This is a genomic window from Streptomyces sp. 378 (assembly GCF_030124145.1).
Taxonomy (GTDB): domain Bacteria; phylum Actinomycetota; class Actinomycetes; order Streptomycetales; family Streptomycetaceae; genus Streptomyces.
The window spans coordinates 372,617-391,220 of record NZ_JASKMS010000002.1 but is presented as its reverse complement, the minus strand read 5'-3'; the positions used below and the strand labels follow the sequence as shown (position 1 = coordinate 391,220).

Here is an 18,604-nt window from a genome sequence, read left to right as displayed (position 1 = left end):
AAGCTGGGGATGCGGGTCGTGGGGCGCCCTGACACGGTGGGGGGCGTGAATCCACGGGACCTGCCGCCTCCCAGGTGTAGGTCTCGGAGGGCGGCGCTGTCAATAGTTTGTACTTACATTCGGACCTGCTCGTGAAATGATGTCTTAACAAAGTATTGACAGCGGGCGCGGCAGGGACTTGTATCCCGTGCCATCGCAACAGTCGGTTTGCGGCATCATGATCCGGACTCCGTAAGGCTCCGGGACCACGGATCCCTTCGTGATCCCTTCCTTTCCCCCGCAGTAGCACAGTGAGGTGCCAGGAAAGATGGACCGCTCTTCTCACCCCCGCTCTCGCAGGTTCGCGCCCGTCGTCGCCGTGGCCGCGGCGGCGGCCCTGACCCTCGCCGGCTGCTCCAGCAGTTCCGGGGGCAAGAAGTCCGAGGAAGGCGGCGCGAACGCCTCCGCCGGCAAGGCCAGCACCCCGCGCATGACCGTCGCCCTGGTCACGCACCAGGCGCCCGGCGACACCTTCTGGGACACCGTCCGCAAGGGTGCCGAGGCCGCGGCCGCCAAGGACAACATCAAGCTCATCTACTCCGCCGACCCGAACGCCGGCACCCAGGCCAACCTGGTCCAGAACGCGATCGACCAGAAGGTCGACGGCATCGCCGTCACGCTCGCCAAGCCGGACGCCCTCAAGGCCGTCATAGGCAAGGCCGAGAAGGCCGGCATACCCGTGGTCGGACTCAACTCCGGCCTGAGCGACTGGAAGAAGCTCAACCTGCTGGAGTTCTTCGGCCAGGACGAGTCCGTGGCGGGCGAGGCCTTCGGCAAGAAGCTCAACGAGGTCGGCGCCAAGCACGTCCTCTGCGTCATGCAGGAGCAGGGCAACGTCGGCCTCACCCAGCGCTGCGACGGCGTCGCCAAGACCTTCGACGGCAAGGTCGACCCGCAGAACGTCAACGGCACCGACATGCCGTCGGTGAAGTCGACCATCACCGCCAAGCTGAAGCAGGACCCGTCCATCGACTACGTCGTCACGCTCGGCGCGCCCTTCGCGCTGACCGCCGTGCAGTCGGCCGGCGACGCGGGCAGCAAGGCGAAGATCGCCACCTTCGACCTCAACAAGGACCTGATCAAGTCCATCAAGGCCGGAGACATCCAGTTCGCCGTCGACCAGCAGCCCTACCTCCAGGGCTACCTGGCCGTCGACGGCCTGTGGCTCTACAAGAACAACGGCAACTACAGCGGCGGCGGCGAGCAGCCGGTGCTGACCGGCCCGGCCTTCGTCGACAAGTCCAACGTCGACAAGATCGGGGAGTTCGCCGCGAAGGGCACCCGGTGATGAGCATGACCCAGCAGGCCACGCCGGCGGTGGAAACACCGCCGGCTCCCGGCCCGAAGCAGTCCGACGGCCGGACGCGACACCGCCCGCTGCCGCTGCGGCTGCTGGCCCGGCCCGAGATCGGCGTCTTCCTCGGCGCCGTCGCCGTGCTCGTGTTCTTCCTGTTCGCCGCGCCGCCGGTGCGCGACGGCAGCTCGATGGCCAACATCCTGTACCAGTCGTCGACCATCGGGATCATGGCACTGCCCGTGGCCCTGCTGATGATCGGCGGCGAGTTCGACCTGTCCGCCGGTGTCGCCGTGATCACCTCGGCGCTCACCGCGTCGATGCTCAGCTACCAGCTGACCATGAACATCTGGGTCGGCGTGATCGTCGCCCTGCTCGTCTCGCTCGCGATCGGCGCCTTCAACGGCTGGCTGCTGGTCAAGACCGGCCTGCCGAGCTTCCTGGTCACCCTGGGCACCTTCCTGATCCTCCAGGGCGTGAACCTCGCGATCACCAAGCTGGTCACCGGCAACGTCGCCACCGACGACATCAGCGACATGGACGGCTTCGCCCAGGCGCAGCAGCTCTTCGCCTCGTCCTTCACCGTCGGCGACGTCAACGTCAAGATCACCGTCGTGTGGTGGCTGGTCTTCGCCGCCCTCGCCACCTGGGTGCTGCTGCGCACCAGGTACGGCAACTGGATCTTCGCCGTCGGCGGCAACAAGCACTCCGCGCGGGCCGTCGGTGTGCCCGTGACCTTCACCAAGATCTCGCTGTTCATGCTGGTCGGCTTCGGCGCCTGGTTCGTCGGCATGCACCAGCTGTTCTCCTTCAACACCGTGCAGTCCGGCGAGGGTGTGGGCCAGGAGCTCATCTACATCGCCGCGGCCGTCATCGGCGGCTGTCTGCTCACCGGTGGCTACGGCTCCGCGATCGGTCCGGTCTTCGGCGCCTTCATGTTCGGCATGGTGCAGCAGGGCATCGTCTACGCCGGCTGGAACCCCGACTGGTTCAAGGCCTTCCTCGGCGTGATGCTCCTCGGCGCCGTCCTCATCAATCTGTGGGTCCAGCGCACGGCGACCCGGAGGTGACCGCGATGACCAGCAAAGAACCGGGCACCCACGGTGCCGTCCTGAAGGACACCCCGCCCGCCGACGAGCGTCCCCTCGTCGAACTGCGCGGCGCCGGCAAGTCCTACGGCAACATCCGCGCCCTGCACGGCGTCGACCTCACCGTCCACCCCGGCAAGGTGACCTGCGTCCTCGGCGACAACGGCGCCGGCAAGTCCACCCTCATCAAGATCATCTCGGGTCTGCACCAGCACACCGAGGGCGAGTTCCTCGTCGACGGCGAACCGGTGCGCTTCTCCACCCCGCGTGAGGCCCTCGGCAAGGGCATCGCCACGGTCTACCAGGACCTCGCGGTCGTCCCGTTGATGCCGGTGTGGCGCAACTTCTTCCTCGGCTCCGAGATGACCAAGGGCCCCTGGCCCGTGCGCCGTCTCGACATCGCGAAGATGAAGAAGACCGCGGACGAGGAACTGCGTCACATGGGCATCGTCCTGGACGACATGGAGCAGCCCATCGGCACGCTCTCCGGCGGCCAGCGCCAGTGCGTGGCCATCGCCCGCGCCGTCTACTTCGGCGCCCGCGTCCTCATCCTGGACGAGCCGACCGCCGCCCTCGGCGTCAAGCAGTCCGGTGTGGTGCTGAAGTACATCGCCGCCGCCCGCGACAAGGGCCTGGGCGTCATCTTCATCACCCACAACCCGCACCACGCCTACATGGTCGGCGACCACTTCAGCGTGCTGCGTCTCGGCACCATGGAACTGTCCGCCTCGCGCAGTGACGTCAGTCTCGAAGAGCTGACCAACCACATGGCCGGCGGCACCGAACTGGCCTCCCTCAAGCACGAGTTGGCGCAGGTCCGAGGCGTCGACGTCGAGGAGCTCCCCGAGGAGCGCAACCTCACCGCACCCGTAGCCACGTCTTCGGAAGGAAAGTCCTGACATGGCCTTCGCGCTCGACCGCATCCGGGTCGGCTCCGCCCCCGACTCCTGGGGCGTCTGGTTCCCCGACGACCCCCGGCAGGTGCCCTGGGAACGCTTCCTCGACGAGGTCGCCGAGGCCGGCTACTCGTGGATAGAACTCGGCCCCTACGGCTACCTGCCGACCGACCCGGCCCGGCTCACCGACGAGGTGACCAAGCGGAACCTCAAGGTCTCCGCGGGCACCATCTTCTGCGGACTGCACCGCGGCCCCTCCGAGTGGGACTCCACCTGGGAGCAGGTCAGCCGGGTCGCCGCCCTCACCCAGGCCATGGACGCGGGGCACCTCGTCGTCATCCCGTCCTTCTGGCGGGACGACAAGACCGCCGAGATCCTGGAGCCCTCGGAGCTCACCATCGAGCAGTGGCGCAACCTCACCACGGGCATGGAGCGCCTCGGCCGTGAGGTGAAGGACCGCTACGGTCTGGACATCGTCGTCCACCCGCACGCCGACACCCACATCGACACCGAGGAGCACGTCGAGCGGTTCCTCGACTCGACCGACTCCGACGCCGTCAACCTCTGCCTGGACACCGGGCACTACGCCTACTGCGGCGGCGACAGCGTCAAGCTGATCGAGACCTACGGCGAGCGCATCGGCTATCTGCACCTCAAGCAGGTCGACCCGGAGATCCTGGCCGACGTCGTCAAGAACGAGATCCCGTTCGGCCCGGCCGTCGCGCGCGGCGTGATGTGCGAACCGCCCGCCGGCGTCCCGGAGCTCGGTCCCGTCCTCACGGCCGCCCAGAAGCTGGGCGTGGACCTGTTCGCCATCGTCGAGCAGGACATGTACCCCTGCGAGCCGGACAAGCCGCTGCCCATCGCGGTGCGCACCAGGAAGTTTCTGAGGTCCTGCGGCGCCTGACGACCCGAGAGGACGGCCATGGCCGAGCGCTCCCCACTCGGAATCGCGGTCATCGGAACCGGAAGGATGGGCGCCGACCATGTGCGCCGCATCCACGACGTCACCAGCGGAGCCCGGGTCGTCGCCGTCGCGGACATCGACGCGGAGCGCGCGAAGGCCGTCGCCGCCCGCGTCGACGGCTGCACCGCCCACACCGACCCGGCCGCCGCGATGGCGGCGGCCGACGTCGACGCCGTCCTGATCGCCTCCCCGGGCCCGGCCCACGAAGCCACCCTGCTCACCGCCTTCGAGCGCGATCTGCCCGTCCTGTGCGAGAAGCCGCTCACCCCCGACGCGGCCTCCGCGCTGCGCGTCCTCGAAGCCGAACTGCGCCTGGGCCACCGCCGGGTCCAGGTCGGCTTCATGCGCCGCTACGACCCCGAGTACGCCAAGCTGAAGGCCCTGCTGGCGACGGGCCGGCTGGGCCGGCCGCTGATGCTGCACAACCGGCACCGCAACGTCGCCAGCCCGCCCTTCTTCACCAGCTCCATGCTCATCAGCGACTCCGTCGCCCACGAGGCCGACGCGACCCGCTGGCTGCTGGGCCACGAGATCACGGCGGTCACGGTGCTGCGCCCCACCCCGTCGGCCAGCGCCCCGGACGCCCTCCAGGACCCCCAGTTCGTCGTCTTCGAGACCGACGGAGGCGCCCTCAGCGACGTCGAGATCTTCGTCAACTGCGGCTTCGGCTACCAGGTCCAGGCCGAGGTCGTCTGCGAACGCGGCACCGCCCGCATCGGCGACGGCCACGCCCTGGTCACCACCATGGCGGGCCGTTGGGGCGGCACCATCGCCCAGGACTGGACCGAACGCTTCGAGACGGCCTACGACCACGAGATCCAGACCTGGATCGACGCCACCCGCCGCGGCGAGGTGACGGGCCCGAGCACCTGGGACGGCTACGCGGCGGCGGCGGTGTGCGAGGCCGGGGTCCGGGCACTGGAGGACGGTGGCCGGGTGGAGATCGAACTGGCGGAGAAGCCGGCGCCGTACGCGTGACAAGGGGTTCGGGGCGCGGCCCCGGCCCCTTGGCGCATGTACGGTGAACAGCGTCGTAGAGGGGAGCGGTGATGGGCACGGCACGCGACCTGATGATCGTGGCGATGGACGGGGCGAGGGACCGGCCGGTGACGCAGGGTGACCTGTCGCTCGGGCTGGCCGGGGCCGAGGTGTGCGACCTCCTCGCCGTCGAAGCGGTGGCGCTGGACGACGACCGCGTCGTCCCCCGCCTCCCGCCGTCCCTCGACGACCCCCTGCTCGAACAGGCCGTGGCCGGGCTCGTGCGTGACAAGCCCTACGAGACGGTCGAGGACTGGCTGTGGCGCAGGGGCCGCGGACTGGCCGAGCGGTACCTGACCGTCCTGACCGAGGAGGGACTGGTCGCGCGGCCCCGCGCCTCCTGGCTGCCCTTCCGCGGCGCCGCCGGGCCCACGCCGGTCGACTCTCCCGCCCGGCAGCGCGCCAGGAACCGCCGGGCGGCCGACGAGCCGGTGCTCACCACACTCGCGGCCGCCGTCGGAGCGCGTGACGACGTGCCCGAGGACCTCGCCGTGCCCCACGGCGCCGCCCAGACCGTGTGCGCCGCGGTGGTCGCCGCCGTGACGGAGCTGGATGCCGTCCGCCGGCGACGGGCCGTCGAGAACGCGGCGTTCGCCAACGTCTGGCGCGGTGCGTGAACCGTCGCGCTCCCGTGGCCTGTGGGTCCCGGGAGGGTGGCCGGACGGGCCCTGCGGACGGTGACCGCGCCGCACCGGCCGACCGCCCTCGTCCGCGGCCCGGTCGGGATGATCGGGGGGCGGGAGCCGGGCCCCGCCCCGCCGCGGGACGTCAAACCGCCCGTACCTCCTCGATCGTCACCGGCCGGTGCTCCCGCAGCGACAGGGTGCACGCGTCGGCGATCCAGCCCGCCTCCAGGGCGTCCTCGATCGTGCAGGGGGAGGGGCGGGTGCCGGCGACGACCTCGGTGAACGCGGTCAGTTCGGCGCGGTAGGCGTCGGTGAAGCGATCCATGAAGAAGTCGTGCGGGGTACCCGCGGGGAAGGTGACGCCCGGCTCCACCGAACGCAGCGGCAGCTTGTCCTCCAGACCGACGGCGATGGAGTCCTGGAAGCCGTGGATCTCCATGCGGACGTCGTAACCACGGGCGTTGTGGCGGGAGCTGGAGACCACGGCGAGGGTGCCGTCGTCGAGGGTGAGGATCGCGCCGGTGGTGTCGGCGTCGCCCGCCTCCCTGATGTACGCGGCGCCGCGGTTGCCGCCCACGGCGTACACCTCGGTCACCTCGCGGCCGGTCACCCAGCGGATGATGTCGAAGTCGTGCACCGAGCAGTCACGGAAGATGCCACCGGAGGCGGCGATGTACGCGGCCGGCGGCGGCGCCGGGTCCAGCGTGGTCGAGCGGACCGTGTGCAGCGGGCCGAGCTCACCGCTGAGCACGGCGGCACGGGCGTTGACGAACCCGGCGTCGAAGCGGCGGTTGTACCCGATCTGGATCGGCACGTCCGCGCCCTGGACGGCCTTGAGCACCTCGACGCCCTCGGCCATGGTCCGGGCGACGGGCTTCTCGCAGAACACGGGCACACCAGCCTCGACACCGGCCAGGATCAGCGCCGGGTGGGCGTCCGTCGCGGCGGCGACCACGATGCCGTCCACGCCGGCGGCCAGCAGCGCCTCCGGCGAGTCCACGACATCGGCCCCGAACCGCTCGGCGGCGGCCTTGGCGGCGTCCGCGAACGGATCCGTGACGACGAGGGAGTCGACGGCGTCGAGTCCGGAGAGGGTCTCGGCGTGGAAGGCGCCGATGCGGCCGAGGCCGAGGATTCCGATACGCATGGGGGTGTGCTCCTGGAGGAAGTGCGGGTTTCTTGCGAGGGAAGTGCTCAGTCGAGTCCGCCGAGGACGTTCTGGTCCCAGTCGATCACCGACCCGGTGACCACCCCGGAGCGGTCCGACAGCAGGAGGACCACGAAGTCGGCGATCTCGTCCGGCTGGCCGAGCTTGCCCATGGGCAGTTTCGCGGCGGCTTCCGCGCGCCAGTCGTCCCCGGCCCCGTGGAAGGTCTTCTGCGTGGCGTCCTCGCCCTCGGTCGCCGTCCAGCCGATGTTGAGCCCGTTGATCCGGACCCGGTCCCACCGGTGCGCGTGCGCGGCGTTGCGGGTCAGGCCGATCAGCCCCGCCTTGGCCGCGACGTAGGGGGCGAGGAACGGCTGCCCGCCGTGCGCCGACGAGGTGATGATGTTGACGACCGTGCCGGGCGACTCGCGCGCCACCATGTCCGCGACAGCCGCCTGCATCGCGAAGAAGGGTGCCTTCAGATTGATCGCGATGTGCTGGTCGAACAGCTCGGGCGTGGTGTCCAGCAACGTCCCCCGGGAGGTGAGACCGGCGGAGTTCACCAGGCAGTCGACCCGGCCGTACGTCTGAACGACCCGGGCCACGGAGGCCTTCGCCTGCTCGGCGTCCGACAGGTCGGCCCGGACGTACAGGGCCTTGCCGCCCGCTGCGGTCAGCTCCCGCACCAGGGCCTCGCCCGGCTCGGGGCGTCGCCCGGTGACGGCCACGACCGCGCCCTCCCGGACGGCGGCCCGCGCGATGGCGGCGCCCACCCCCTGGCTGCCGCCGTTGACCAGGACCACCTTGTCGTCGAGAAGTCCCATCGAGTGCCTCAGCTCTCTCGGCGTCCGGCGCCGGCCCGTAGCTCCGCCCGGAACGTCTCCGGGGTCCATTCCTCGCGCAGCGCGCGCCGCATCAGCTCCGCCTGTGAGAGCGGGGCGAGACCGTCGACCGGCGGGTCGCTGTCCAGGTTGGTCGGGAAGGGGTAGCCCTCGGCGCTCGCCGCGACGACGTTGTCCAGCCATGCCTGGTCGGCGCCCTCGGTCTTGCGCCGGAGGAGAACCGGGTACACGGCGCCCGCCAGGGCCACCCGGTCCACCGTCTCCATCGCGCGGCCGAACGCGGAGGACACCTGGAGCAGGTTGGCCATGCGCCGGATGTCCGCCGAGCGGTTGGTGCCGGCCGCGTGGAAGAGGGCCGGGTTGAAGAAGACCGCGTCGCCCTTGGCGAGCGGGAGTTGCACCCGGTGCGCCTCGAAGTACGCCCGGAACTCGGGAAGCCGCCAGGCGAGGTAGCCCGGCTCGTACTTCTGCGAGTGCGGCAGGTACATCGTCGGACCGGACTCCACCGGCATGTCGCAGTGCGCGACCGCGCCCTGGAGCGTCAGCACGGGAGAGAGGCGGTGCACATGCGCCGGGTAGGCGGCGGCGACGTCGTCGGACAGGAAGCCCAGGTGGTAGTCGCGGTGCGCGGTCTGGGCGGCGCCGCCCGGGTTGACCACGTTGAGCTGGGAGGTGACCTGGTAGCCGGGGCCCAGCCAGGCCGAGGACACCAGGGCGAGGATCTCGTTGGCGTAGTAGTCGGCGAATGCCTCCGCGTCGTACAGGGCCGCCTTCTCCAGCGCGTTCCACACCCGGTCGTTGGCGCCCGGCTTGGCGAAGTGGTCACCTGCCGTCACGCCCGAGGCGCGCTGCTCGGCGATCAGCGCCTCGAACACGCCGGTGGCCCGGTCCACGACGTCCAAGTCGGGAAAGGCACCGCGGAAGACCACGACGCCCGGCCCGTCGGCCAGCGCCCGCACCAGCTCGGCCTGGACGACCCGGTCGCCCTCCAGCAGCCCGCAGTCGTAGACCGGCACGTTCCGCTCCACGGCGGAGGCGTGCGGAAAGTCGGCGGGATCGGTCGCCTGCTCGACCAGCGCGCGGAACGCGCCGAGGTCACAGTCCTGCTCGGACAGCCAGGCACGGTGGTGCAGGGAAGTGATGGACATCGTCGTCCCTTCGGGGGTCACTGGAGCGACGCAGCCCTGTCATTCTTGTCAGTACAAACCCCTCGAACAACCAGCAGCAAGCCATCAAAAACCCCTCAAGGAGCCGGCGCATGGGCCACCCGTTCCCGATCCGGGAGATCGCACGCCAGGCGGGCCTGAGCGAGGCGACCGTCGACCGGGTGCTGAACGGCAGGGGAGGAGTGCGCGAGAGCACCGCACGCGAGGTCCGCCAGGCCATCGCCGATCTCGACCGGCAGCGCACCCAGGTCCGGCTCGTCGGCCGGACGTTCATGGTCGACATCGTGATGCAGGCACCCGAGCGGTTCACCACGGCGATCAGGGCCGCCCTGGAGGCCGAACTGCCGTCCCTGCGTCCGGCGGTGCTCCGCTCCCGCTTCCACTTCCGCGAGACCGGCCCGGCCGCGGAGCTGGTGCGGATCCTGGACCGGATCGCCCGCCGCGGCTCGCAGGGCGTGATCCTCAAGGCCCCGGACGTTCCCGAGGTCACCGCCGCCGTCGGCCGGCTCGAAGCCGCAGGCGTCCCCGTCGTGACGCTGGTGACCGACCTGCCCGCCAGCGCCCGGCTCGCCTACGTCGGCATAGACGACCGGGCGGCGGGCGCCACGGCCGCGTATCTGATGGGCCAGTGGCTGGGGGACCACCCGGGCAACATCCTCACCAGCCTCAGCAGCGGCTTCTTCCGCAACGAGGAGGAGCGGGAGATGGGCTTCCGCAGCGCCATGCGGGCCCGGCACCCCGAGCGCACGCTGGTCGAGATCGCCGAGGGGCAGGGGCTCGACGCCACCCAGTACGACCTCGTCCGGGCAGCGCTGGAACGCGACCCGGACATCCGCGCGGTCTACTCCATCGGCGGCGGCAACATCGCCACCCTGCGGGCCTTCGACGACCTCGGCCGTGCCTGCGCCGTGTTCGTCGCGCACGACCTCGACCACGACAACACCCGTCTGCTGCGCGAGCACCGCCTGTCCGCCGTGCTCCACCACGACCTGCGCCAGGACGTCCGCGAGGCCTGCCACACCGTCATGCGCGCCCACGACGCGCTGCCGCCGGCGGGGCCGACCCTGCCCTCGGCCATCCAGGTGGTGACGCCGTACAACCTGCCGCCGCAGGCGGTCGTGTGATCCGGGCGGCACCGGCTGGCGTGGATCCGCGAGCACGGCTCCCGCGGCGCCTACCGTCGGGCCCATGTGGACATCGCGCCCCGACGGCGGGCCGGACCGGTTGCTGGCGCTCGCCGACGGCGTGTTCGCCATCGCCATCACGCTGCTCGTCCTGGATCTCTACGTGCCGCGGGGCCTGGAACCCGACGAGTACCGGGAGGCCCTGCGCCGGGTGCTCCCCGACCTCGGGGCCTACGCGCTCAGCGTCGCGGTGCTCGGCAGCTTCTGGCGCGACCACCGCAGGATCTTCCGCGGGGTGCGGGAGGTCGACGGACAGGTGATCATCCTGTCGGTTCTCGGCCTGGGCGTCGCGGCCCTCGTGCCCTTCCCGACCCGGCTGCTCGCCGAGTACGGCGACCGGCCCGTCTCGGTCGCCGTCTACGCGGGGGCCGTCGCCGCGCTCGGCGCCTGCCACCTGGCGGTGGCCGCCGTCCTGGCCAAGCGCCCCTGGCTGCGGCACGACACGCCCGCCGAGGCGGCGACCACGCTCTACCTCCTGGACAGCGCCACGATCGTGGTGGTCTTCCTCGTGACCGTGCCGCTCGTCTTCGTGACCGGCCCCACGATCATGTGGCTGTGGCTCGTGCTCGTCCCGGCCAAGGGCTACCTGGGGCGGCGGCACCAGGCCCACGGCTGAGGGGGCCGCTTCACGCGTGCCCGGCCACCTCCGCCCACGTGCCGCTCCGCGCCGAGCGGGCCATCGCGTCCAGGGCGGCCGCGCTGTGCACGGCGTCCGTGAGCGTCGCCCCGTGCGCGGTGCCCTCGGCGATCGAGCGGAGGAAGCGGTACGCCTCGATGACCTTCAGGTCGTCGTACCCCATCGCGTTCGCCGCCCCGGGCTGGAACGCGGCGAACTCCCCGTGCCCCGGGCCGACGTAGACCGTGGTGACGGCCTGGTCCTGGTACGTCGTGCCGCGGCTGATCCCCAGCTCGTTCATGCGGCGGAAGTCCCAGAAGACGGCGCCCTCGGTGCCGTGCACCTCGAAGCCGTAGTTGTTCTGCTCGCCGACCGAGACCCGGCAGGCCTCCAGGACACCGCGCGCCCCGGAGGCGAAGCGCAGCAGGCAGCTGACGTAGTCCTCGTTCTCGACCGGGCCGAGTTCACCCCCGGTGGCGCGGCTGTGGCCGGCCGTGGCACCGGCCGGGCGGGCTCGCTCCGGGAGGAAGACGGCCGTGTCGGCCGTCAGGGAGGTGATGTCGCCGAGCAGATGACGGGCCAGGTCCACGCCGTGCGAGGCCAGGTCGCCCAGCACTCCGCTGCCGCCCCGCTCCCGCTCGTACCGCCATGTCAGGGCGCCCTCGGGATGGGCCGCGTAGTCGCTGAACAAGCGGACGCGGACGTGCGTGACCGTGCCGATCTCCCCGGAGGCGATCAGCTCGCGGGCCGCCTCGACGGCGGGCGCGTTGCGGTAGTTGAAGCCGACCGCGCCCTGCACGCCCGCCGCGGCCACCGCGTCCGCGACCGCACCGGCGTCCTCGGCGGTCAGACCCACCGGCTTCTCGATCCAGACGTGCTTGCCCGCCTCGGCCATGGCGACGCCGATCTCGCGGTGCAGGAAGTTGGGCGCGGTGATGCTGACCGCCCGCACCCGGGGGTCGGCGGCCACCTCGCGCCAGTCGCGGGTCGCCGAGGCGAACCCGAACTGCGCGGCGGCCTCCTCGGCCCGGCCCGGCACCTCCTCCGCGACCGCGATCAGCTGCGGAACGAGGGGCAGCTGCGGATAGTGGTGCCGCACGCGCGCGTACGCCTGGGTGTGCACGCGCCCCATCCAGCCGAATCCGACGACGGCGACGCCGAGCGTGTCCACCATGAGAAGCCCCTCTTTGGACCGTTCCAGACCTGTCCAAGTCACCCTGAGCGGGGTTCACCGACGCTGTCAACCCTTTGACAAGCCGTCGCGCCTCATGGAACGGTCCATCCCATGAGACCGCCCACGATCCGAGACGTGGCCGACCGGGCCGGCGTCTCCAAGTCGCTGGTCTCCCTGGTGCTGCGCGGCACCGGACAGGTGCGCCCCGAGAAGCGCGACGCGGTGCTCCGGGCCGCCCGGGAGCTCGGCTACCGGCCCAACGCCGCCGCCCGCAGCCTCAGCGAACAGCGCGCCTTCCCCCAGGCTCTCGACTTCGCCCGAGCAGGACGGACCCCCACGGTCGGTGTCCTGCTGAACGACCTGCGCAACCCCTGGTTCGTCGACCTCCTCGACGGCCTGAACTCCCTGCTGCACGCAAGCGGCCTGCACATGTTGCTCGCCGACGCCCGTCTGAACCGCCGCACCGGACAGGACCCGGCCGACCCGCTGCTGGACCTGCCCGTCGACGGCCTGGTCGTGGTCGGCACCCTGCCCGACCCGGCGGCCCTCGGGGCGGTGGCCGAGCGCGTCCCGGTCGTGCTGGCCGGCTCGCGGGAGAAGGCGCCGCCGGGCGTCGACGTCGTGGCGGGCGACGACGAGCGGGGCGCCCGGCTGGCCACCGAACACCTGATCGGCCTCGGGCACCGCCGTATCGCGCACATCGCCGGATACGGCGCGGTGGGTGAGCTGCGACGCCGCAGCTTCGAGGCGACGACGCGCCGGCAGGGCCTCGCGGACCAGGTGGTGGTCGAGCCGAGCGACATGACGGAGGAGGGCGGCTACCGCACGACCGTCCGGCTGCTCAGCCGCCCCGAGCGGCCCACGGCCGTCTTCGCCGTCAACGACATCGCCGCCCTCGGCGTGCTCTCGGCGGCCGCGGAACTGGGGCTGCGCGTCCCGCGCGACCTGTCCGTCGTCGGCTACGACAACACGAGCATCGCCCGGCTGCGGCACGTGTGGCTCACGACGGTCGACAACACCAGCCACGAGCTCGGCCGGCGCGCGGCCCGCTGCCTCCTGGAGCGTTTCGAGGGCGCGGGGGGCGAGGGCAGGGTCCACCTCGCCGTTCCCACGCTGGAGATCCGCGGTTCGACGGCGCCCGCGCCCTGATCGCGCACCGCCCTCAGAGGGTGACGGCGTAGGCCTTGCGCAGGGTCTCGTGCACCGTCCACGTCGTACGGTCGCCCTCGCGCAGCACGGCGAGGTCGCCGGGCCCGACCGTGAGCGTCGGCCCGTCCTCGACCTCGATCGTCGCCCGGCCGCTGATCACGACGAACAGTTCGTCGGCCTCGGTGTCGGTGACCACCCCGGGGGTGATCTGCCAGACGCCCCGCACCTGACGGCCGTCCGCCGACTCCCACACCACCTTTCCGGTCACCTCGGGCGTCCCGGAGACGATCTGCTCGGGCGCGAGGGGCTCGGGTTCGAGGTCGGCGTCGGGGACGTGGAGTGCGAAGCTGTGTGTCATGCGGCGACCCTAGGCCCGGTGAGCGGGGGAGCGGCCCCGACAGAGTGTGGGGTCCCGAGGGGAGCGGGCGGACACTCCGTCGCCCCGGCGCCGCGGCCGCACCGGTCCCGCGCCGCGCTGCTCTCGGTACGGCACCGATGTCCGCCTCAACCCCTATGCCCTGGTCGGGAGTTCCCGCCGACTCGCGTATTGTTTGCGGCATATGCCCGGGAGCTGAGGTGTGCCGGGCCTGCGATCGCGCGAGCGAAGGGGGACAGCACGTGGACGAGACGGGGCACCGACCTGTGAGGCGAGCCGAACTGGCCGGAGGTGCCGTCACGGCCCTCCTGGCCGTCGCGGCCTTCGCGGGCCATGCCACCAAGACGGGGCTTCCCTGGTGGGCCGTTCTCGCCGTCGCCGTCTCGACGGCGGGCCTCGCGGGCTGGACGGGTGCCCGGATCGGCCGCCGCGGCCCGCGCGACGAACCCCTGGACGTCGGTGACCGCGTGCTCGTCACGCACCCGTTCCGCGAGGTCCGCGATGCCGAGCTGCCTCCTCGTATGCGGTAGGGTCGACCTGCGTGATCACGCGGCTCGCCCGCGCGAGACGCATCGGGACGTGGCGCAGCTTGGTAGCGCACTTGACTGGGGGTCAAGGGGTCGCAGGTTCAAATCCTGTCGTCCCGACGGGTGAAGCACGGGTCGAGGGCCGTTTCGGGTGGATCCGAAACGGCCTTTCGGTCTCTTCGAGGGACCGGACGAACGACGAGCCGGCCGGGCCGTTACCGGCCCACCATGCGTTCCACGCCGCTTTGTGTCGGGGCCGGTTTGAGGTCCACCTGCACCCGGTGCACCGAGTCGTGGCTCACCGCGCCGCCGATGCGCGCCTCCACGACGCCCAGGCGCAACCCCGCGCCGCCCTCACCGGCCCGGTGGAATTGCACGGAGAACTCCACGCTCACCTGTTCGACGGTGAATCGCCAGTCACTGCCCGCACCGTCCCGCTCCGCCTGAGCCAGTTCCGTGCGGATCGAGTCGATCGCCTGTGCAAGACCGATCGGCTCTGACTGATTTACCGTCATGTCTGTTCCCCCGCACGGCGCTTGACTCATCCGGCCAAGGCACGAGTCTAGTCCCGGCGGGTCCTGATGCGTAGCGTGAGGAGAATGGGGGAACTGGCTGCGGACTGGCGGGTGCGGCTGCGGTCGGGGGGAGCGGCGGGCGAGGTACGGGGCGCCGGCGTTCTCATCGATGCGCGGACCGTCCTCACGTGCGCGCATGTGCTCCCGGACCCGGACGCGGTGATGTGGGTCGAGTTCGTGGAGAACCCGGGCGTCGAGCCGGTCCCGGCGCGGGTCGCCGACGGCGGCTGGCTGCCGGACCTGCCGGACGGCGACGGCGAGGACGTCGCGGTGCTCCACCTGGACAGCCCGCGCCCACAGGCCCGCCCGGCCGTCCTGTCGACGGAGCTCACCGCGGGGCTCGCGGTCACCGTGACCGGGTACGCGGAGCGTTTCGACGACGGCATGGTGCTCACCGGGACCGTGCGTGGCCTGCGAGGACATCGCGTGCAGTTCGACGCGCGGCACCGCAGGGAAGTGGTGCGCCGCGGGTTCAGCGGGGCCGGGGCATGGGCCGTGTCCGCGGAGGGAGAACCGGTCGTGGTGGGCATCGTGGTCAGCTGGCGGGGCGACCTCGACGAGCCGCTGCCACAGGACAACGTGCTGGCCTACTCGTACCTGATCCCCGTCGCGCGCATGGCGGACATCTCCCCGACGGTGCGCGAGATGGCACGTCCCGACGCGTGGGACCGGGGTTTCGACCGGCGGACGCGGCACTGGCTGGCCGACCCGTCCGGCACCCCGGTCAAGGTCAGCGTGGTCGGGCGCGGGGGCGGCCGGGAGCGGACCCTGTACCACCTGGAACACCTCGCCGACCGCGTGCACCGGCCCGCCGACGCCTCCCGGGCGGAACTGATCGACCGGCTCCTGGGCGGAGTGCTCGCCTTCGCGCCCGGCGACTACCCCGCGTGCCGCGAATGGCTGCTCGGCCGGGGCGAGCGCCCGGCCGGTGACTCCCCGTACGCCGCCGAGCCGGGCCTCACCGTCCTCGTCGACGGTGTGGACGAGGCCCGCAGCCCCGCCCGCCTGGCCGGGCTGCTGGCCCGGCTCGTCGCGTGCGGCGTACGGCTGCTGCTGGTGTTCCGTGACAGCGGCGGACCGGGATGGCGGGAAGTGCGCGACCTGGTGCTCGAGCCGGCCCTCTTCGCCTACGTCGATGGGCTGCTGGCCCGTGGGAAGGACTGGGAGACCCGCCGCGCCCGCGAGGACGGGATGGTCGACGCGGAGTCCCTGCGCCACGCGACCGCCGCCATCGCGGACCTGATGATCCGCCGGGAGGCGATCGCGGCCCTGGCCGAACCGGCGCAACGGCTGCGCGCCTTGCGGGAGTTCGCGGACGAGCTGCGGACGGCGTATCAGGGGGGCGGATGAGGAGCGGGGCACGGGGCCGACGGCCGCCGCCGGACGGGCGGACCGCCGGCGGTGCGTGCTGAGCGGGGGAGCCGATGAGCGGCGCGACCCGACGGCGTGACATCGGTGTACCGACGGCCGCGGGGCGAAGACGGGGGAGGAGCATGCGCGTGAGTCGCGTGAGTACGGAGCCGTGCCGTCAGAGACGGCTCGGTGGAAGCCCCTGCGGCGGGGGGATCCTGCCGACCGGGTACTGCGACCGGTGCGGCCGACGACGGGACGCGCGGCCGCTGCCGCGGCTCGACGACCGGCCGCGGGGCCCCCGGCAGCTGCTGGCACTGCCGATCCGCACACCGCGCTCGCCCGAGGAGCGGCTCGACGGCGGCGCTCACATCGCGGACCAGGCGCAGCGCTGCCGCACACCGGACTGCGGTGCCACGATCCCCGTCCTGCCCGACAGCCCCGACCGGCAGTACTGCCCGCGCTGCGGAAAGCCGCACGCCATGCGGCCCGACTTCTTACGCGGCGCCACGCTCAGCGACCAGTACCACATCAAAGGCCCTGTCGCCCGCGGCGGACAGGGCTGGGTGTACCTCGCCGAGGACACCCACCTCGACGACCTCGTCGCCGTGAAGACCCTGCGGGACCGCTACGGCGCGCACGGCGCCGCCCTCGCCGACCTCGAACGGCGCACCCTCGTGGCCAGCCGGCACCCGTACATCGTGCGGATCCGCGACTTCCTCCCCTATGGGGCCCCCACATCGGGCGAGGGCGCCCCGAACCCCGAACTCCGCGTCCGGGGCGGTCACATCGTCATGGAGGACGTCGGTGACCACACCCTCCAGTCCGTCATCGAGGAGGTCCGCCGCGGACACGAGACGCTCGACATCGAGCATGTCGCCACGTACGGCATCCAGATCCTGACGGCGCTCTCCCACCTGCACCAGCAGGACCTCCTGTACGGCGACATGAAGCCGTCGAACGTCGTCCACGTCGACGACCACGTCAAGGTCATCGACATGGGCAGCGTGCGCAAGCTCCACCAGACCGAGCCGCCGCCCCACGTGACGCCCGGCTTCCACGCGCCGGAGCTGGCCGGCGAACTCACCCTCGCGAACGACCTGCACACCGTCGGCGTGACCCTGCGCTGTCTCGCCGCTCCCGCCGTCCGCGACGACGTGCCCGGCCTGGGCACGACGTCGCTCGACGCCGTCATCGACCGGGCCACGCGGACCGTGCGGGAAGGGCCGCGCTTCAAGGACGCGGAAGAGATGGCCGACCAGCTCAGGGGCGTCCTGCGTGAGATCAGGGCGCTGCGCGGCAAGGGCGGCTCACCCGAGCCGTCCGGCTACTTCGACCCGTCGCCGGAATGGCTCGGTGAGCGGCTCGGCGACGTACCCGCCACATCCGACCTCGCGCGCCCCGACGAGGACCCCCCGCGTCGCGGTACTCCGCCCGTCCTGCGCGTCCTGGACCATGGGCGGCCCATCCCCGTGGAGATCGCCCGACGGCTCCCCGTCCCCAAACCGTTCCCGAAAGACCCGCGGACCCCGGAGTTCGGCGTGAGCGGGGGCTATGCCCGCACCGTGCGGCTCCGGCAGACCCCCGACGACGAGCCCTCCGCGGAAATCTGCCTGCACAACGTCCGCGTCGCCCTCGCCACTGATCCCGCACCCCCCGACGTCGACGCGGCGGAGGCGGAGCTGGCCGTGGCCGAGGCCATCCCGGGGCCCGAGGAAGTGCGGCGCTGGCGCCTGGAGTGGCATCGAGGGCTGATCGCGCTCGCCCGGTTCGGCACCGGCGCGTCGGGGCGGCCCGCCGGCCTGGCGGCGGACCTGGCCGAGGCGTGCCGGAGCTTCGAAGTGGTCCGCGCCGACCTGCCGGGGGAGTACGCCCCGAAACTGGCCCTCGCCTACGCCTACGAGTGCGCCGCCCACGCGGCAGCACGGGCACCGGACGCCGCCGCGGCACGGGCCCGGGCCCGCGATCTGTTCCACGCGGTGCATCTGCGCAACCCGGCACACTGCGGCGCCGCCCTGGGCCTGGCCCGCCTCGCTCTCGACGAGCACGACCGCGACCAGGCACTGGCCGCCCTCGAACGCGTGCCGCGTGGCACCCGTGGCCGCACCCTGGCCCAGCGGGCCGCCACCCGGATCCGGGCCGCCTGCCTGGGCCACGGCCCAGAGGACCTGCCCTCGCCGGAGGCCGCCGAGGCGGTGCTCACCGCACACGTCGCGGACCGGAACCGCCCCTCACAGGAACGGGAGCTGGTCCTCGCACCGCTCGACGAACTCCGGCTGCGCATCGAGGTCAACGAGTGGCAGCTCGCCGCGCTGCACCTGAAGCACGCCATCACCGACGCGGGCGAGGCCGCCGCGCGCCGCCCGCACCCCCTGCGCCGCTGGTGGCGCCCCGCGTACGAACCGACCCCCGACGAATGCCGGGCGCTGGAGGTCCGCGTCCTGCTGGAGCGCGACTACCTGGACCTCGCCGCCGCCGACCCGGACTTCAGCGAGGCCCTGGTGGAGCGCGCCCACGCCGTCCGTCCGACGACGGTGACATGAGAGGCCG

18 protein-coding genes and 1 tRNA gene are annotated in these 18,604 nt (G+C 72.1%); 13 read left to right on the top strand and 6 right to left on the bottom strand.

Features of this window, described 5'->3' with window-relative positions; all coding sequences use genetic code 11:
- Positions 1-307 precede the first annotated feature (307 nt).
- The 6 genes from QNO09_RS04555 (at position 308) to QNO09_RS04530 (ending at position 5,939) form a co-directional block, all read left to right on the top strand.
- Positions 308-1,327 (top strand): sugar ABC transporter substrate-binding protein, encoded by a 1,020-nt coding sequence (locus QNO09_RS04555; protein ID WP_283968721.1) that lies wholly within the window; start codon positions 308-310, stop codon positions 1,325-1,327.
- Entirely contained in the window at positions 1,327-2,403 is a 1,077-nt protein-coding gene (locus tag QNO09_RS04550) for an ABC transporter permease (RefSeq protein WP_283968720.1), read from the top strand. The genes QNO09_RS04555 and QNO09_RS04550 overlap by 1 nt, the downstream gene beginning before the upstream one ends.
- Positions 2,404-2,408: 5 nt before the next feature.
- Complete coding sequence (locus QNO09_RS04545; RefSeq protein ID WP_283968719.1) at positions 2,409-3,320, top strand: ATP-binding cassette domain-containing protein; 912 nt, start codon at positions 2,409-2,411, stop codon at positions 3,318-3,320.
- A gap of 1 nt (position 3,321) precedes the next feature.
- Positions 3,322-4,224 carry a sugar phosphate isomerase/epimerase family protein gene (locus QNO09_RS04540; protein ID WP_283968718.1) on the top strand — a complete coding sequence of 301 codons (903 nt, stop codon included), beginning with the start codon at positions 3,322-3,324 and terminating at the stop codon, positions 4,222-4,224.
- Positions 4,225-4,242: 18 nt separating this feature from the next.
- Entirely contained in the window at positions 4,243-5,262 is a 1,020-nt protein-coding gene (locus QNO09_RS04535) for a Gfo/Idh/MocA family protein (RefSeq protein ID WP_283968717.1), read from the top strand.
- Positions 5,263-5,333: 71 nt separating this feature from the next.
- The gene (locus QNO09_RS04530) at positions 5,334-5,939 is read left to right on the top strand and encodes a GOLPH3/VPS74 family protein (protein WP_283968716.1); all 606 of its coding nucleotides are present in this window, start codon (positions 5,334-5,336) and stop codon (positions 5,937-5,939) included.
- A 151-nt stretch (positions 5,940-6,090) separates the two neighbouring features.
- Here QNO09_RS04530 and QNO09_RS04525 read toward each other — a convergent pair whose 3' ends face one another.
- Genes QNO09_RS04525 through QNO09_RS04515 form a run of 3 tightly spaced genes read right to left on the bottom strand, consistent with a single transcriptional unit; the run spans position 6,091 to position 9,085 of the window.
- Positions 6,091-7,095 (bottom strand): Gfo/Idh/MocA family protein, encoded by a 1,005-nt coding sequence (locus QNO09_RS04525; protein WP_283968715.1) that lies wholly within the window; start codon positions 7,093-7,095, stop codon positions 6,091-6,093.
- Positions 7,096-7,142: 47 nt separating this feature from the next.
- Positions 7,143-7,919, bottom strand: coding sequence for an SDR family oxidoreductase (locus QNO09_RS04520; protein ID WP_283968714.1), 777 nt, complete (start codon positions 7,917-7,919; stop codon positions 7,143-7,145).
- 8 nt (positions 7,920-7,927) lie between these two features.
- Complete coding sequence (locus QNO09_RS04515) at positions 7,928-9,085, bottom strand: phytanoyl-CoA dioxygenase family protein (RefSeq protein ID WP_283968713.1); 1,158 nt, start codon at positions 9,083-9,085, stop codon at positions 7,928-7,930.
- Positions 9,086-9,195: 110 nt separating this feature from the next.
- Between QNO09_RS04515 and QNO09_RS04510 the strand changes: the two genes are divergently transcribed.
- Positions 9,196-10,227 (top strand): LacI family DNA-binding transcriptional regulator, encoded by a 1,032-nt coding sequence (locus QNO09_RS04510; RefSeq protein WP_283968712.1) that lies wholly within the window; start codon positions 9,196-9,198, stop codon positions 10,225-10,227.
- Positions 10,228-10,291: 64 nt separating this feature from the next.
- Positions 10,292-10,903 carry a TMEM175 family protein gene (locus QNO09_RS04505; RefSeq protein ID WP_283968711.1) on the top strand — a complete coding sequence of 204 codons (612 nt, stop codon included), beginning with the start codon at positions 10,292-10,294 and terminating at the stop codon, positions 10,901-10,903.
- 10 nt (positions 10,904-10,913) lie between these two features.
- On the opposite strand, the gene QNO09_RS04500 is transcribed toward QNO09_RS04505, so the two are convergent.
- Complete coding sequence (locus QNO09_RS04500) at positions 10,914-12,077, bottom strand: Gfo/Idh/MocA family protein (RefSeq protein WP_283968710.1); 1,164 nt, start codon at positions 12,075-12,077, stop codon at positions 10,914-10,916.
- A 111-nt stretch (positions 12,078-12,188) separates the two neighbouring features.
- Here QNO09_RS04500 and QNO09_RS04495 point away from each other — a divergent pair, with 111 nt between their 5' ends.
- Positions 12,189-13,226 carry a LacI family DNA-binding transcriptional regulator gene (locus tag QNO09_RS04495; protein ID WP_283968709.1) on the top strand — a complete coding sequence of 346 codons (1,038 nt, stop codon included), beginning with the start codon at positions 12,189-12,191 and terminating at the stop codon, positions 13,224-13,226.
- Positions 13,227-13,239: 13 nt separating this feature from the next.
- On the opposite strand, the gene QNO09_RS04490 is transcribed toward QNO09_RS04495, so the two are convergent.
- A complete protein-coding gene (locus QNO09_RS04490) occupies positions 13,240-13,584 on the bottom strand; it encodes a cupin domain-containing protein (RefSeq protein WP_283968708.1) in 345 nt (114 codons plus the stop codon).
- 284 nt (positions 13,585-13,868) lie between these two features.
- On the opposite strand from QNO09_RS04490, the gene QNO09_RS04485 reads away from it, so the two are divergent.
- Together QNO09_RS04485 and QNO09_RS04480 are read left to right on the top strand one after the other, a co-directional pair.
- A complete protein-coding gene (locus QNO09_RS04485) occupies positions 13,869-14,132 on the top strand; it encodes a hypothetical protein (protein ID WP_283968707.1) in 264 nt (87 codons plus the stop codon).
- A gap of 43 nt (positions 14,133-14,175) precedes the next feature.
- Positions 14,176-14,249 (top strand) — tRNA-Pro (locus QNO09_RS04480).
- A 95-nt stretch (positions 14,250-14,344) separates the two neighbouring features.
- On the opposite strand, the gene QNO09_RS04475 is transcribed toward QNO09_RS04480, so the two are convergent.
- Positions 14,345-14,644: a trypco2 family protein gene (locus QNO09_RS04475; protein WP_283968706.1), complete on the bottom strand. Its 300-nt coding sequence runs from the start codon at positions 14,642-14,644 to the stop codon at positions 14,345-14,347.
- A gap of 84 nt (positions 14,645-14,728) precedes the next feature.
- Between QNO09_RS04475 and QNO09_RS04470 the strand changes: the two genes are divergently transcribed.
- Entirely contained in the window at positions 14,729-16,054 is a 1,326-nt protein-coding gene (locus QNO09_RS04470; RefSeq protein ID WP_283968705.1) for a trypsin-like serine peptidase, read from the top strand.
- Between the two features lie 143 nt (positions 16,055-16,197).
- A complete protein-coding gene (locus QNO09_RS04465; RefSeq protein ID WP_502962242.1) occupies positions 16,198-18,597 on the top strand; it encodes a protein kinase domain-containing protein in 2,400 nt (799 codons plus the stop codon).
- Positions 18,598-18,604: the final 7 nt, after the last annotated feature.